Annotated in this window: 12 protein-coding genes, 1 tRNA gene and 1 pseudogene; 11 read left to right on the forward strand and 3 right to left on the reverse strand. The window is 61.6% G+C overall.

Going from position 1 to position 15,588, the window contains the following annotated elements; all coding sequences use genetic code 11:
* Nucleotides 1-2: 2 nt before the first annotated feature.
* Together D1159_RS10535 and D1159_RS10540 are read right to left on the reverse strand one after the other, a co-directional pair.
* Complete coding sequence (locus tag D1159_RS10535; RefSeq protein WP_161845629.1) at nt 3-2,429, reverse strand: UvrD-helicase domain-containing protein; 2,427 nt, start codon at nt 2,427-2,429, stop codon at nt 3-5.
* 280 nt (nt 2,430-2,709) lie between these two features.
* Nucleotides 2,710-2,786, reverse strand: a tRNA-Arg gene (locus D1159_RS10540).
* Between the two features lie 184 nt (nt 2,787-2,970).
* Here D1159_RS10540 and D1159_RS10545 point away from each other — a divergent pair.
* Nucleotides 2,971-3,267: pseudogene (locus tag D1159_RS10545) on the forward strand (YjdF family protein); the annotation flags it as partial.
* Nucleotides 3,268-3,462: 195 nt separating this feature from the next.
* Here D1159_RS10545 and D1159_RS10550 read toward each other — a convergent pair.
* Nucleotides 3,463-4,956, reverse strand: coding sequence for a sigma 54-interacting transcriptional regulator (locus D1159_RS10550; protein WP_202621033.1), 1,494 nt, complete (start codon nt 4,954-4,956; stop codon nt 3,463-3,465).
* 172 nt (nt 4,957-5,128) lie between these two features.
* On the opposite strand from D1159_RS10550, the gene D1159_RS10555 reads away from it, so the two are divergent.
* The 10 genes from D1159_RS10555 to D1159_RS10600 all read left to right on the forward strand — a co-directional run.
* Nucleotides 5,129-5,839, forward strand: coding sequence for an SDR family NAD(P)-dependent oxidoreductase (locus D1159_RS10555; RefSeq protein ID WP_161845631.1), 711 nt, complete (start codon nt 5,129-5,131; stop codon nt 5,837-5,839).
* A gap of 34 nt (nt 5,840-5,873) precedes the next feature.
* Nucleotides 5,874-6,857 (forward strand): thiamine pyrophosphate-dependent dehydrogenase E1 component subunit alpha, encoded by a 984-nt coding sequence (locus D1159_RS10560; RefSeq protein ID WP_347563674.1) that lies wholly within the window; start codon nt 5,874-5,876, stop codon nt 6,855-6,857.
* Nucleotides 6,850-7,830, forward strand: a complete 981-nt coding sequence (locus D1159_RS10565; protein WP_161845633.1) for an alpha-ketoacid dehydrogenase subunit beta — start codon at nt 6,850-6,852, stop codon at nt 7,828-7,830. Before D1159_RS10560 ends, D1159_RS10565 begins: the two co-directional genes overlap by 8 nt.
* A gap of 175 nt (nt 7,831-8,005) precedes the next feature.
* Nucleotides 8,006-9,529, forward strand: coding sequence for an ABC transporter ATP-binding protein (locus tag D1159_RS10570; RefSeq protein ID WP_161845634.1), 1,524 nt, complete (start codon nt 8,006-8,008; stop codon nt 9,527-9,529).
* Between the two features lie 3 nt (nt 9,530-9,532).
* Nucleotides 9,533-10,600 carry an ABC transporter permease gene (locus D1159_RS10575; RefSeq protein ID WP_161845635.1) on the forward strand — a complete coding sequence of 356 codons (1,068 nt, stop codon included), beginning with the start codon at nt 9,533-9,535 and terminating at the stop codon, nt 10,598-10,600.
* A 3-nt stretch (nt 10,601-10,603) separates the two neighbouring features.
* Entirely contained in the window at nt 10,604-11,533 is a 930-nt protein-coding gene (locus D1159_RS10580) for an ABC transporter permease (protein WP_161845636.1), read from the forward strand.
* A gap of 41 nt (nt 11,534-11,574) precedes the next feature.
* Nucleotides 11,575-12,648, forward strand: coding sequence for a BMP family protein (locus D1159_RS10585; RefSeq protein ID WP_161845637.1), 1,074 nt, complete (start codon nt 11,575-11,577; stop codon nt 12,646-12,648).
* Between the two features lie 84 nt (nt 12,649-12,732).
* A complete protein-coding gene (locus tag D1159_RS10590; RefSeq protein ID WP_161845638.1) occupies nt 12,733-13,797 on the forward strand; it encodes a BMP family protein in 1,065 nt (354 codons plus the stop codon).
* Nucleotides 13,798-14,023: 226 nt separating this feature from the next.
* Nucleotides 14,024-14,983, forward strand: a complete 960-nt coding sequence (mch, locus tag D1159_RS10595; RefSeq protein WP_347563675.1) for a methenyltetrahydromethanopterin cyclohydrolase — start codon at nt 14,024-14,026, stop codon at nt 14,981-14,983.
* A gap of 30 nt (nt 14,984-15,013) precedes the next feature.
* On the forward strand, nt 15,014-15,588 hold a 575-nt coding region (locus tag D1159_RS10600; RefSeq protein WP_161845640.1), incomplete at its 3' end, for a biotin/lipoyl-containing protein.

A 15,588-nucleotide genomic window follows, 5' to 3' on the forward strand; every position in this document is an offset into this window, starting at 1 on the left:
GGCTACGGCTCTTTTTTCAGCAGGGCGGCCACGGTTTTCAGCAGCATCCGCCGGGTGCCGCCACTGTCGAAGGCGATCTCAATGAGGGCGTCTCCCCCCTTGGGGATGGGGGTCAGCCCGGTGACCAGCCCCCGGCCGAAGCTCTTGTGGGTGACGGTGTCCCCCTTTTGCAGGTTGGGCAGGGGGCCCCCCGCCGGCCGGGCGGGTGAGCCGGCCGGGCCGGTGGAAGAGTAGCCGCGGTTGTAAGTCCGGCGGATGCTCTGGCGGCGCTGCTGGGGGAAGGGGCTGTCTTCCGCCCCGGAGCGGCAGGCGCGCCCGCTCTGCTCCACCAGCTCTCCGGGGATTTCCCCCAGAAAGCGGGAGGGGCGGTTGGCGCTGGTGCGGCCGAAGAGCATCCGCTGGGCGGCGCTGGTGAGGTAGAGCTGTTCCTTGGCCCGGGTCATGGCCACATAGCACAGGCGGCGCTCCTCCTCCATCTCCGCCGGCTCGCCGATGGCCCGGATGCCGGGGAAGATTCCCTCCTCCGCGCCCACCACAAAGACCACCGGAAACTCCAGCCCCTTGGCGGAGTGCATGGTCATCATAACCACGCAGTCCTCCCCGGCGTCATGGCTGTCCAGGTCGGTGTACAGGGCGATCTCGTCCAGAAAGCCGGAGAGGGTGGGGGCCTCCAGCGCGTTTTCCACATAGTTCCGGATAGAGGAGGACAGCTCCCGCACGTTTTCCAGCCGGGTGCGGTTCTCTATGGTATTCTTGCCCTCCAGCATCACAGCGTAGCCGCTGTGAGCCATGACCTCCTCGTAAAAATCGGGGAGGGGCAGCTCCCTGGCCAGGCGCTGCAGGTCCTCAATAAGCTCGGTAAACTGCCCCAGCTTGGCCGCCGCCTTTTGGAGCGCGGGAAACTCCCGGGCGGCCTTGATCACCGCCCACAGGGAGCGGCCTGTCCGGGCGGCCAATTCCTGGGCGGTGTCCACCGTCTTCTGCCCGATGCCCCGGGGGGGATTGTTGATGATGCGGCTCAGGCGCAGGTTGTCGTTGGGGTTGTTGACAGCGCACAGATAGGCCAGCATGTCTTTGATCTCCGCCCGGTCAAAGAAGCGGATGCCGCCGATAATCCGGTAGGGAATGCCGTTGCGCTTGAAGGCCTGCTCCAGCTGGTTGGACTGGGCGTTCATCCGGTAGAGCACCGCGTGGCTTTTCCACCGCAGGCCGGCGGTGAGGCCGGAGAGGATCTGAGCGGCCACAAACTGAGCCTCATCGTGCTCGTTCATAGCGGTGTAGCACTTCACCTTTTCGCCGGTCTCGTGCTGCGTCCACAGTTCCTTGCCCTTGCGGCCCTGGTTGTTGCGGATGACCGCGTTGCTGGCGGCCAAAATGTTCTTGGTGGAGCGGTAGTTCTGCTCCAGACGGAGGACCCGGGCCCCCTTGTACTGGTGCTCGAAGGAGAGAATATTTTCAATGGTGGCCCCGCGGAAGCGGTAGATGGACTGGTCGTCGTCCCCCACCACGCAGATGTTCTCATATCCCCCCGCCAGGGCGGCGGCCAGCTGGTATTGGAGGTTGTTGGTGTCCTGGTACTCGTCAATGAGGATATAGCGGAATTTTTTCTGATAATAGGCCCGCACGTCGTCATACTGCTGGAGCAGGCGGACGGTATGGAGAATCAGGTCGTCAAAATCCAGGGCGTTGGCCTCCCGCAGGCGGCGTTCGTACTGAGCGTAGATCTGGGCGATGCGGATCTGCTGGGCGTCCCCGGTCTTTTCCCACTGGGTCTGGTACTCCGCCGCCAGGGTCAGGGTGTCCTTGGCACGGGAGATGGCGGACAGGACGGACCGGGGGGGGAAGACCTTCTCGTCCAGGTTCAGCTCCCGCAGGATGTCCTTGACCACCCGCTCCGCGTCGGCGGTGTCGTAGATGGTAAAGGAGCGGCCGTAGCCCAGCTTTTCAATGTCCCGCCGGAGGATGCGCACGCAGGCGGAGTGAAAGGTGCTGGCCCAGATGTCGTTGGCCTGGGGGCCCAGCATGGCCTCCAGCCGATCCTTCAGCTCGCCGGCGGCCTTGTTGGTGAAGGTGATGGCCAGAATAGACCAGGGAACCGCCGGGTCCAGCCGGCACAGCCGTTCCTGCCGGGCTTTGGCGCCGGGCCCGTCCCCGCCGCCGGCGGCGTAATCCTCTAAAAACGCCAGGTCCTCCGGGGTGACGAAGTCCGGGACCTCGTCGCAGTCGGAGCCCCTGCCGTACTTGATCAGATTGGCCACCCGGTGGATGAGCACTGTGGTCTTTCCGCTGCCCGCCCCGGCCAGCAGCAGAAGGGGTCCCTCCGTGGCCAGCGCCGCCTGGCGCTGGGCCTCATTCAAATTCTGATACTCCAAAGCGATTGCCGCCCGCCGGGCCCGGCAGAACCGCAGCGCCTGCTCCCGATCCAACATCTCATCAAGTCCTTTTATGTAATATATAATGTAAGCAATGTAAGTTATCAGTTAAGGATAGGAATGAAAAACGCCGGAGCAAAGCGAACTTTGCTCCGGCGGCAGTGATCAAATATGCAGAAAAGGGAGAAGGGAGCAAAGCAAACCTTACCCCGCCGCGTCCCCGTCCTCTCGGACCCGAGTCCAGCGGAGCGAGTCGGGGCCGAAAGCGAAGAAATTCCCTGTAGAGCGCAGTTTTCGCCGCAAGGCGGAAACGGAGCGGTACAGGGAATTTCTGAGCTGGCACGCCCGAAGGGACTCGAACCCCCAACATTCAGAACCGGAATCTGACGCTCTATCCAATTGAACTACGGACGCAGGTTTGCCCTTCTACCGAAGTGCGAGGTTATTATAGCAGGGATTTCCACGTTTGTAAAGAGCAAAATTCGTTTCCCTCCGGATTTTTTGTTGCGGGGGGAGGGAAGCTCTGGTATACTTTGGAGCGCGGGGATAAAAACACGATCCGGTCGGTAGTCCGGATGCGGCGCGGTGCGGATCCCAGCCCCGGGACAGCGAGGTGTACGAGCTTCTGCTGCGCCGCTGGGGAGAGATCTCCTTCGGCCCGGCGGTGGAGGGGGAGGGCGCCGGCCGCCCAGCCCGCTCCCCAAAGCGAATGCGCCGGGAGGCCAGGGATCAAAAACACGGCGTGGGGACCAAAGCACAGCAGGCAATCCAGCTCCAGCGGGAGCAGCAGAAGGAGGCGCGCTTGCAGCGCCGCCGACGCAGAGACCGGGCGGAGGAGGCGCGTATGTTCCGGCTCCGCCAGGAGAAGCGCAGAGAAAAGCATAAGGGACGCTGACATTTGAGCAGGCCCCCAGCCGCTGGAGTTCCAGCGGCTGGGGGGCCTGTCTTTTGAGAATGAAACCGATTACATTTTTGTTGTCAAATTTGACTATTTGGGAGGATTAAAGCGTACCGGAGCCCTTGAAAAAAGGGGACTGTCTGCGTTGTCATTTTTAACAATTTGATTCTCGGAAATGATAATCCGGAAAAACTACTTGATTTCTTCCGAAATTCCGTATTTTTCACTATAAATCCGCTTCTTTCTTGCAAATGTGCTGATGTTCATTCCTAGGGCCGCTGCGGCCAGCTTGAGGGTGCCGAATTTGCTGTATGCCTGACGGATGTAATCATATTCCATCCGTTCCAGCATGGCTTCCAAATCCAGGGGCTGATTGAGATCGAGAAAATTGGGGTGGGTATGACCGGACTGAGCGTAAAAGGGGAGGTCCCGGGCGGTAATGCGGTGGCTCTCGCACATAATAACCACCTGCTCCACAATATTTTTCAGCTCCCGTACATTGCCGGGCCAGGCGTACTGCTCCATGGCGTGGAGGGCCTGGCGGGTGAGTTCTTTTTGTGTGTGGTATTTTTCATTGTAGCGGGTCAGAAATTTCTGGGCCAGGGGGCGGATGTCCCCCGTGCGCTCCCGCAGGGGCGGCAGCTGGAGGTGGACCACGTTGAGGCGGTAGTAGAGGTCCTGCCGGAAGGTCTTCTCTTCCACCATGTGGTCCAGGTCCTGATTGGTGGCGGCCACCACCCGCACGTCCACCTTCACCGGCCGGGTGCCGCCCAGGCGGAGGATCTCCCGCTCCTGGAGCACCCGCAGCAGCTTGACCTGGAGGTCCAGGGGGAGCTCTCCGATTTCGTCCAGAAAGAGGGTGCCCCTGTGGGCTACCTCAAAATAGCCCATTTTGCCGGAGGCGGAGGCCCCGGTAAAAGCCCCCTTTTCATAGCCGAACAGCTCGCTGTCGATGAGATTGGGGGAGATTGCGCCGCAGTTGACCCGGATAAAGGGATTTTTTGCCCTGGGGCTGTTCTCGTGGAGGCACTTGGCAATCTCCTCCTTGCCAGTGCCGGTTTCGCCGGTGATAAGCACTGTGGTGTCAGTGGGGGCCAGCTTGGTGACCTGATAGAGCAGCTCCAGCATTTTGGGGTCCTCAGCCACAATATCCGGCTTTTGATAGAGCTGCTGATTGATGGCGTCCAGCCAGGAGCGGTACTCACTGGTCAGGGCCTGGGCGCGGATGAGCTTGGTGCGCAGCTGGTCGATCTCCTCAAAATCCCGGTTGTTGCTGACAATCATCATAATGTCCCCGTTTTCATCAAAAATGGGACTGCTGGTGATGTAAGCCCGGCGGTTTGTGTGGTAAAAATCCTGCTCAATGGTGACGGGCTTTCCCGTTTTCAAAACCACCAGAGAGGCGGACTCGGAGATGAGGGTGTGCTCCAGCTGGGACATGTGCCGGCCCACCAGCTCCTCCCGGGAGATGCCGGCCAGCTCCTCATAGCTGCGGTTGACCTTGATGACCTGGCCCTGTCCGTCGGTGATGAAGAAGCCGTCCTTGGAGTTTTCAATGATGGCGTCCAGCGCGTCGTACAGCCTGCGGGTCAGGCGGAGCTCCTGGAGCAGCTCCTCCCTGGGGGCGGCGCGCAGTGCCCCCCAGTCGATGTCCCGCTTATAGTCAGAAAAATGAAAGGATTCCAAGCCAAACGCCTCCTCGGGTAAAAGTCTACGTCTATTTTACCAAAAGCAATTTAGAAATGTAAAGAGAAAATCAGAAAAATATCTAAAGTTGGCACGGGGCTTGCTTCAATACAAATTGTGCAGAGCGTTTGAGAAATTGTTGAGATTCCATCATCTGGAAAGAGGTGAACCGATGGACTTTACCAACCGAGTGGTGATGCTCACCGGTGCCGGCAAGGGCGTGGGACGGGAGACCGCCAAGCAGTTTGCCGCCGCCGGCGCGAAGGTGGGGCTGATTGCCCGGACGCAGCAGAGCATCCAAAGTGTAGAGGAGGAGATATGTTCCGCCGGCGGGGAGGCCGTGGCCATTCCCTGCGACGTGTCCGAGGAAGCGGATGTGGCCGCCGCCGTCAAGCAGCTGTTGGACCGGTGGGGACAGATCGATATTTTGGTAAACAACGCGGCGGTCTTTAAGGGCGGCATGGCCGACGAGATGTCTTTGGAGGACTGGCACGTCCCCCTGCGGGTGATTCTGGACGGCACGTTCCTGTGCTGCAAGCACGTGCTGCCGGGGATGAAGGCGCGGCGGTACGGCAAAATTGTCAACGTCGCCTCCAGCGCCATTCAGCACGCCTTCCCGGGGTATGGCGCCTACGCTGCGGCGAAAGGCGGCGTGGTGGCGTTCGCCAAGACCCTGATGGAGGAGGTGCGGCCCTACGGGCTGAATGTGAACACCATCATTCTTGGGCTGACCAACACCGCGGAGATCAAGGACCGGGCCACAGTGCCCCCGGAGAAGATGCTCCAGCCCTGGGACGTGGCCCAGACCATTATGCACCTGTCTTCGGATGAGGCCAGGGGTTTTAAAGGCGCCGCGGTGGAATTTTTCGGCGACTACCTGTAATTTGAAGCGTGAAGACGAAAAGGGGGATGTTTTCGTGTTGGATGTAGAGACCTTGAAAAAAATGTATTATGACATGGTGTTTGTCAGACGGTTTGAGGATAAGGTGGACGAGTACTCCCAAAAGGGCTTTATCCCGGGCTTTGTCCACCTGGGCACCGGTCAGGAGGCGGTACAGGTGGGCTCGGTCTACGCCCTGCGGCCCACGGACTACAAGTATCCGGACCACCGGTGCCACGGCGCCATCAGCCTGTTCGGCACGGACAAAAAGGCGGTTATGGCCGAGATCTTCGGCAAGGCCACCGGCATCAACGGCGGCCGGGGCGGCTCCATGCACGTGACCGATCTGAAGGTGCGCAATATGGGCAACAACGGCATTCAGGGCTCCAACGTGGTGTCTGCCCTGGGTCCCGCGTTTTATGCCAGATATAAGGACGAGGACGATGTGACGGCGGTCTTCATGGGGGACGGCACCCTGGGCGAGGGCGCCTGCCATGAGAGCATCAACCTGGCGGCCACCTGGAAGCTGCCGGTGATCTATATCCTGGCCAACAATGAGTACGCCATCGCCACCCACTACTCCGAGGCCTACAACGTCAAGCAGCTGGCCACCTGGGCCGAGGGCTATAACGTCCCCCACGAGGTGGTGGACGGCAACGACGTCATCGCGGTGTATGAGGCCGTCACCCGGGCGGCGGAGCACGCTCGGGCGGGAAAAGGCCCGGTGCTGCTGGAGCTGATGACCTACCGGTGGCAGGGCCACTTCGCGGGGGACCCGGCGGCCTACCGCCCCCAGGAGGAGGTAGACGACTGGATTAACAACCGCTGCCCCATCAAGCGGCTGCGGGAACATCTGGCCGGACAGGGCATGGCGGACGCGGAGTTCGACCAGGTCCAGGCGGACGTGAACGCTGAAGTGGACGCCCTGGTGGAGTTTGCCATGAACAGCCCGGACCCCAAGCCGGAGGACGCCATGCTGCACGTATACGCGGGAAGAAAGGTGGAAGTTCACGATGCCTAGAAAGCTCTCCTTCAGTAAGGCCCTCAACGAGGCGCTGCATCAGTCCATGGAGCGGGACGACAATGTGTTTATCATCGGCGAGGACGTGGCCAAGATGGGCGGCGACTTCGGCATCACCCAGGGGATCTGGCAGAAGTGGCCCAAGCGGGCCTACGATACGCCGCTGTCGGAGCAGGCCATCATCGGCCTGTGCAGCAGCGCCGCGGCCCTGGGCCTGCGGCCGGTGGCGGAGATTATGTTCGCTGACTTTTTGGGGGTGTGCTTTGACCAGATTGTCAACAACGCCGCCAAGATGAACTTTATGTATAACGGCGAGGCCAGCGCCGCCATCACGGTGCGGGCCTCCACCGGCGGCGGCATCCGCTGCGCCTACCACCACTCCCAGTGCGTGGAGCCCTGGCTGATGAACATCCCTGGCCTGGTGGTGGTGGCTCCCTCCACCCCCTACGAGGCCAAGGGCCTGCTCAACGCCTCCATCAAGGACAACAACCCGGTGATCTTCCTGGAGCACAAGGGCCTGTACAACCGCAAGGGCGAGGTACCGGAGGAGTACTACGAGCTGCCCCTGTACAAGTCGGAGATCAAGCGCAAGGGCACCGACGTGACCGTGGTGGCCACCATGATGATGACGGAACTGGCCCTGAAGGCCGCCGATCAGCTGGAAAAAGAGGGCATCAGCGTGGAAGTCATCGACCCGCGGACCCTCTTCCCCCTGGACAAAGAGACCATCATCCAGTCTGTCGGCACCACCGGCCGGCTGGTGGTGGTGCAGGAGGGGCCGCAGTTCATGGGCTTCGGCGCGGAGCTGGGGGCCATGGCCGCCTCGGAGGAGCTGTTTGAGTACCTCCAGGCGCCGGTGAAGCGCATTACCTCGGAGGACGTGCCCACCGCCTACGCCCCCTGCATGGAGGACTTCGTGATGCCCAATCTGGACAAGGTGATCCGGGGCATCCGAAGCGTGGTGGAGTATTAAACCCTTCCAAAAGGCGGCCCGGAACCGGCGGCGGAAGGGCCGGCGGACGCCCGGCGTGTATGGGAACTGATGTGTGCCCGGGGCTGAAGGACTCCCTCAGCCCCGGGCCCGGAGCGGGGCCTTTCCCCACCGCTGCGCCATAGCTCCCACACGGGAGAAAAAAGGAGTCGATGGAATGAATGTAGTTGAGATGCGGCACATTTACAAGTATTTTGGAAACTTCTGTGCCAATGAGGACGTAAATTTCTCCCTGGAGGAGGGGGAGGTACACGCGCTCCTGGGGGAGAACGGCGCGGGGAAATCCACGCTGATGAATATCCTGTACGGGCTCTATGTCCACAATGAGGGCAGCATCCTCATCAATGGGGAGGAGGTCCACATGGACAGCCCCAGCGTCGCCATTGAAAAGGGAATCGGCATGGTCCACCAGCACTTCATGCTCATTCCCCAGCTCACCGTGACGGAGAATATCTTTCTTGGCATGAAGGAGACCGGCTTTGTCCTGGACCGGAAGGATCTCCAGCGCCAGGTGGAGGAGCTCAATAACCGGTACGGCTTCAACGTAAAGCCGGACGCCGTCATCTGGCAGGTGCCGGTGGGGGTGCAGCAGAAGGTGGAGATCCTGAAGGTCCTCATGCGCAAGGCCCGTATTCTGATTCTGGATGAGCCCTCCGCAGTGCTGACCCCGGACGAGGTGGTGGAGCTGTTCAACTCGGTAAAAGCCCTCTCCCGGGAGGGGTACTCCATCATTTTGATCACCCACAAGATGAGCGAGGTGCTCAACTACGCCGACCGGGTGACCGTTATGCGCCAGGGCCGGGTGGTGGATACCGTCCGTGTGGCGGACACCGACGAAAACGAGCTGGCCCGCATGATGGTGGGCCGGGACGTGGACCTGGACCGGAAGATCACCGGCGCGGACTTCGGCAAGGCCCTGCTGGAGGTCAAGGACCTGACGGTGCGCAATGATAAGGGCCTGGAGGCGGTAAAGAACGTGAGCTTCACCGTCCGGGAGGGCGAGATCGTGGGCATCGCCGGGGTGGACGGAAACGGCCAGCTGGAGCTGGGCGAGGCCATTGTGGGCCTGCGCAGGATCGAGCGGGGTGAGCTCAAGCTTAACGGAAATACCGTTACCGCCGCCGCCATCCGGGAGCGGCTGGACGAGGGCCTGGGCCACATCCCAGACGACCGGCTGAAAAAGGGCCTGGTGCTCCAGCTTCCGATCAAGGAAAACCTGATTATGGGGATGCAGCGCTCGGAGAAGTACGCCAAAGGCATCTTTATGCGGCGGGACGCCATCCAGAGCCATGCGGAAAAGCTGGTGGAGGAGTTCGACGTGCGCCCGGCGGATATTGAGTATTTGGCCGGGGGCCTGTCCGGCGGCAACCAGCAGAAGGTGATTCTGGCCCGGGAGGTGGACCGGGAGCCCAATGTGCTGCTGGCCATCCAGCCCACCCGGGGCCTGGACATCGGCGCCACCGAGTTTGTGCGCAACAAGCTGGTAGAGGAGCGCAGCCGGCGCAAGGCGGTGCTGCTCATCTCCACCGACCTGGACGAGATCATCTCCCTGAGCGACCGCATTCTCATTATCTACAACGGAGCCTTTATGGGCGAGGTGCAGTACGACACCCCCCTGGAGGAGTTCAGCCTGCTGATGGCGGGCCGGGGCAGCAAGGAGAAGAAGGGGGAGGCGGTGTAATCCATGGAAAAGCTGAAAAACGCCATCAAATCCATCTGGATGCCGGCGCTGGCCATTTTAGCGGCCATCGTGATCAGCTGGATTGTGCTCACCGTCTCCGGCTATGACGCGGGGAAGGCTTTCGGCGCCCTGTGGAGCGCCACCTTCCGCAACATGAAGGCTTTCGGCAATACCCTGAACAAGGCCAGCCCCCTGCTGTTCACCGGCGTGGCGGTGGCGGTGTCCTACCGGTGCAGCGTGTTCAACATCGGTACGGAGGGCCAGTTCCTCATGGGCGCCATCGCGGCGGGCTATGTGGGCATTTATTGCAAAATGCTCCCCGGCCCCGTGCTGGTGGTTCTGATGTTCGTGGCCGGCGCCATCGGCGGGGCCGTCTGGGGCGTGATCCCCGGCTACCTGAAGGCCCGCCATGGGGTGTCCGAAGTCATTACCACCATTATGTTCAACTACATTGCCCTCCAGTTTTTGGGCTTTCTGGTCCGCGGCCCCCTGCGGGACACCAGCCAGGTGGAGCCCCAGTCCTTCAAGATCGCCGATCAGGCCTATCTGCACTACCTCCTGCCTGACACCCGGCTGCACATCGGCTTCTTTCTGGGCTGCGTCATCGCCGTGGTCATGTTTGTCTGGCTCTTCCGTACCTATTACGGCTATGAGGTTCGGGCGGTGGGCTATAACGCCACGGCGGCCCAGTGCGGCGGCGTGAACGTAAAGACCACCATGGTGCAGGCCATGCTGATCAGCGGCGGCATCGCCGGCCTGGGCGGCGCCATTGAGCTGGCCGGCAACGCCCACTATCTCTTCGAAAACATGTCCCCCGGCTACGGCTACACCGCCATCGCGGTGTCGGTGCTGGCGGGGAACAACCCCATCGGGGTCATCTTCAGCGCGCTGCTGTTCGGCTTCCTCAACGCAGGCTCTACCGCCATGCAGCGGGCCGCCGACGTCTCTGCCTCGTTCGTGAACATCTTCCAGGGCATCATCATTATTTTTGTGGCCTTGGCCGCTGTGAGCAAGATGCTCCTCAAAGGCAAGGGCAAGAAGACGGAAAAAGCGGCAAAGAAGGAGGCCTAAGTGATGGAACAACTGTCTTATTTCCTCGCGGCCACCGTTCGTATGGCCATCCCGCTGCTGATTGCGGCGCTGGGCCTGTCCGTTGCCGAGCGGGCCGGCATGATGAACATCGGCGCGGAGGGCATTATGCTCATGGGCGCCTTTGCGGGATACACCGCGGCCCGCCTGCTGGGAAGCTACTGGCTGGGGGCGGTGGTGGCCATGATTGTGGGCGTGCTGTTCACGGGAATCTTTGCCGTGCTGGCCATCAGCTGCCGCACCCAGCAGGTGGTGGTGGGCGCCGCGATCAATATGCTGGGCGCAGGCGTCACCAGCGTGCTGTACCGGAAGCTGTTCTACCAGGTGGGCACCGGCATCAGCGGTATGATGGTGGAGAGCTTCCCCAGCATCCCCATTCCGCTGCTGTCCAGCATTCCCGTCCTTGGACCCATGCTCTTTAACCACAACGCGCTGGTATACGTCGGCTACTTCCTGGTGGCGGCGGTGTGGTTCATTATGTACCGCACCTCTCTGGGCCTGAAGATCATCGCCTGCGGCGAGCACCCCAAGGCCGCGGACTCTTTGGGCATCAACGTCATCAAAATGCGCTATATGACCACCTTGGCCAGCGGCGCCCTGCTGGGTCTGGCGGGGGCCTACCTCTCCATCGCCCAGACCAACGCCTTCGGCGAGGACATGACCGGCGGCAAGGGCTTTATCGCCATGGCCGTGGTCATCCTGGGCAAGTGGACGCCTCTGGGCATTACGGCGGGCGCCGTGCTCTTCGGCGGAGCCAACGCCCTTCAGATGTCGGTGCAGAACTGGGGCGTGGCCATCCCCAACAACATTATTATGATGATCCCCTATGTGGCCACCGTGGTCGCCGTTGTGGCGGTGAGCAAAAAGCGGGTGGGCGCTCCCAGCGCCCAGGGCGTGCCCTATATCAAGTCGTAGCCATTGCAGGCAAACGCTTTTTAATAAGGAGGAACGATTCCATGAAACGACCGGTATCTCTTGCCCTTGCTCTGGTATTGGGGGTGGGCCTGTTCGGCTGCTCAGGCGGCCAGCAGGCGTCGGCGCCCCCGGCGGAGAGCACGGCGCCCAGCTCGGCGCCAAGTGCCGCGCCCAGTTCTGCGCCGGAAAGTGCGCCGCCGGCCCAGACAGGCAGCCTGTCTGACTGGAAGGTGGCGACGCTGGTTCCTGGCTCTCCCACCGACGGCGGCTTCTGCCAGCTGGGCGCGGAGGCAACCCAGGCGGTGGCGAACCAGCTGGGCTGTGAGATTACCATTATCGAGGCGGCCACGGCCGACAAGATGAAGAGCGAGGCTGAGACCCTGGCGGAAGAGGGCTACAACATCATCTTCGGCCACGGCGGCCAGTACGCCAGCCCCTTCGCGGAGATCAGCGGTGAGTATCCGGACACTTGGTTTATTACCCTGGGCGGCACCGATGTGACTGACAACCAGTTCCCCGTCAACATCACCTTTGAGGAGTCCACCTATGTGGCCGGCGTGGTGGCCGGAAAGATGAGCCAGAGCGGCAAGCTGGGCCTGATGGTGGGCGGCGACTTCCCCTCCTACACCAAGACCACCCGTGCCATGGAGCTGGGGGCAAAGTCGGTGAATCCGGACATTGAGACCATGTTCGCCGTGCTGACCAACATCGACATGAACGAGGCCTATGAGACCACCATGAACCAGATCAACTCCGGCGCGGACATCATCTTCTCCAACTCCAACGAGGGCTCCCTGGGCTCCATCAAGGCGGCGGTGGACAAGAACATCTACTGCATCGGCGCCCTGGCGGACTACAGCGGCGAGGCTCCGGATAACTGCATGATCTCCTGCATCTGTGACTACAACATGGCCTATGTCTCCGCGGTAAAAGCGGTGGCCGAGGGTACCTATGAGGGCGGCATCATGTTTACCGGCATGGCTGACGGCGCGGTGCGCTTTGTGTGGAACGAGAACCTGAAGTCCCAGATTCCCCAGGAGGTCATCGACCTGGCGGACGAGACCGCCCAGAAGATCGCCAGCGGCGAGATCGACGTGCCCAACGAGTACGAATAAGCCTACTCCTACAACAGGGATAACCGCTGTCGCACAGCGGATCGATGATAGACGGTATCCCCACAAAAATAAGGAGGAAACAACATGAAAAAACTGCTTGCGATTACCCTTGCACTGTCCATGACCCTTGGACTGGCGGGCTGCGGCGGCCAGCAGGGAGGAGGCTCCTCCACGCCTCCGTCCCAGGATCCGAGCCAGCCCTCTGCCCAGCAGAGCGCACCCCCCAGCGGCGGCGGCGATCAGGCAGACGCCTCCGGCCTGAAGGTTGCGGTGCTGGTGCCCGGATCCCCCACCGACGGCGGCTTCTGCCAGCTGGGCGCCGAGGCGGGCATGGCGGTTCAGAACGAGCTGGGCTGCGAGGTCACGGTCATCGAGGCGCCCACCGCCGACAAGATCAAGAGCGAGGCGGAGGCCCTGGCGGACGAGGGCTACAACATCATCTTCGGCCACGGCGGCGAGTACTCCAGCCCCTTCGCCGAGATCGCCGGGGACTACCCGGACGTATGGTTCGTCACCTGCGGCGGCACCGAGATGGGCCCCAACCAGTTCCCCTTCAACATCACCTATGAGGAGTTCACCTATGTGGCCGGCGTGCTCATGGCCATGATGAGCCAGACCGGCAAGATCGGCATGATGGTGGGCGGCGACTTCCCCGCCTACACCAAGACCACCCGCTCCATGGAGCTGGGCGCCAAGAGCGTCAACCCGGATATGGAGTGTATGTACGCGGTGCTGAGCAACGTGGACATGAACGAGGCCTATGAGACCACCATGAACCAGATCAACGCCGGCGCGGACTTCGTCTTCTCCAACGCGGACGCCGGCACCCTGGGCTCCCTGAAGGCCGCCAACGAGAAGGGCGTGTACTCCATCGGCGCCCTGGCGGACTACAGCGCGGACGCGCCGGAATCCTGCATTGTCTCCGGCATCTGCGACTACAACATGGCCTACATCGCGTCGGTCAAGGCCATTATGGCCGGCATCGATGAGCCCCAGATCCTCTTCAGCGGCATGGCCGACGGCGCTGTGCGTCTGGTGTGGAACGAGAATCTGAAGAGCAAGGTGCCCCAGGAGGTCCTGGACGCGGTGGATGACACCATCGCCAAGATTGAGTCCGGCGAAATCCACGTTCCCAACGAGTACGAATAAATCCCCTCTGGGCCGGCGGTTCGGAGCACTTCCGGGCCGCCGGCCAATCAGGCAATTTCTCTGGCCTCCCCGCCGCCGGCGGAACGAAAAGAGCAAAATTTATAACCATGAAAGCACCAGCTGCAAGGGGTTTGATTGGAATGACAGACTCAGACGCGGCGTTTGCCATAGACAGAGAAACACGGCGCACAGACGGAATGAAACCAGACTTGAAGGAGGTAATCGCGTGTTTAGTTTGACGAAGAACGTAATGGGCGTAGTAGATGAGATTTTGAAGGACCCGGAGGCCATCGGCTGCCAGGTAACCCGGCTGGGCTGCGGAGCCACCGTGGTAGATATGGGCCTGAACTGCAAGGGGAGCTGGAAGGCGGCGCTGCTGTTCACCCGGGCTACGTTGGGTGATTTGGCCATTGTGCAGCTGGGGAATTTTAAGCTCAACGAGGCGTACTCCTTCGCCGCGGTGGAGGTCTTTTTGGAGCAACCCATGATCGCCTGTATGGGCTCCCAGATCGCCGGCTGGAGTCTGGGCGAGGGGGAGTACGCCACTATTGCCTCCGGTCCCGCCCGCTCCCAGGCGGTGGTGGACAGCGACCACTACATCCATATGACGCCCTACCGGGACAGCTACGACCGGGCGGTGGTCTGCCTTCAGGACATCCGCCTGCCTGGGGATGACCTGGCCAAAGAGGTGGCGGCGGCCTGCCAGGTAAAGCCGGAGAACGTCTATATTCTCATCAGCGACAGCACGTGTATTACCTGTTCAATGCAGGTGTCCGCCCGCATTATCGAGCAGTCCTGCCACAAGATGATGCGCAACGGCTTCAGCGCGGAACAGATTGTCATGTGCCGGGGCCGGGCCCCCATCGCCCCCATTGTCAAGGACGAGCTGAAGACCATGGGACGGATCAACGACGCGCTGATCTACGGCAGCGAGGCGGAGTTCTGGGTGGACGCCAAGGATGAGGATATTGAGACGGTCATCCATAAGATGGTAGGCGTGAGCTCCTCTCCCAAATACGGAGAGCTCTTTGTGGATGTGTTTGACAAGGCGGGGCGAAACTTCTTCAATGTGGAGGTAGATGTCCACTCCATCGCCAAGTGCCAGTTCCACAACGTAAACACCGGGCGGTCCTTCCACGCCGGAAAGATCGACTATGAGCTGCTGGAGCGCAGCTTCCTGAGCTGACCGCAAACGAAATATGGGAGGAAAAGGGATATGACAGTACAGGTAGAGATGCCAAAATTCGGACTCTCCATGGAGGAGGGCACCATTGCTGAGTGGCTGGTCAAGGTGGGCGACAAGGTGGAAAAGGGCGACCCCCTGGCGGAAATCAACTCAGAAAAGCTGACCAACACCGCCCAGGCCACCGCCGGCGGCTTTGTACGCAAGCTGCTGCTGGATGAGGATGAAAGCGCGCCCTGCGGCGAGCCCATCTGCATTCTGGCGGACACCATGGAGGAGGACATTGACGCAGCGGGCGCCCCGGCGGCTGCCCCTGCTGAGGCCGGGGAAAGTTCCGTGCCCGCCGTCTCTGCTGCGGCTCCTGCCGTCCCTGCCCCCGCGGCCGCGCCGGCGGAGGTAGCAATCAGCCCCAGAGCCAAAAAAGTGGCGGAGATGCGGGGGCTGGAGTACGCCCACATTACCGGTACCGGCATCAATGGCATGATCACTATCTCCGACCTGAAGCGGTACGGACGGCCCAAGGGGACGGCCCCCGCGGCGGCAGCGGCTGCCCCTGCGCCCGCCGTGTCTGCCCCCGCGCAGTCCCCGGCCCCGGCTCCCGCGGCGGC

Source organism: Pseudoflavonifractor sp. 524-17 (genome assembly GCF_009935845.1).
In the GTDB taxonomy this organism is placed as follows: domain Bacteria; phylum Bacillota; class Clostridia; order Oscillospirales; family Oscillospiraceae; genus Pseudoflavonifractor_A.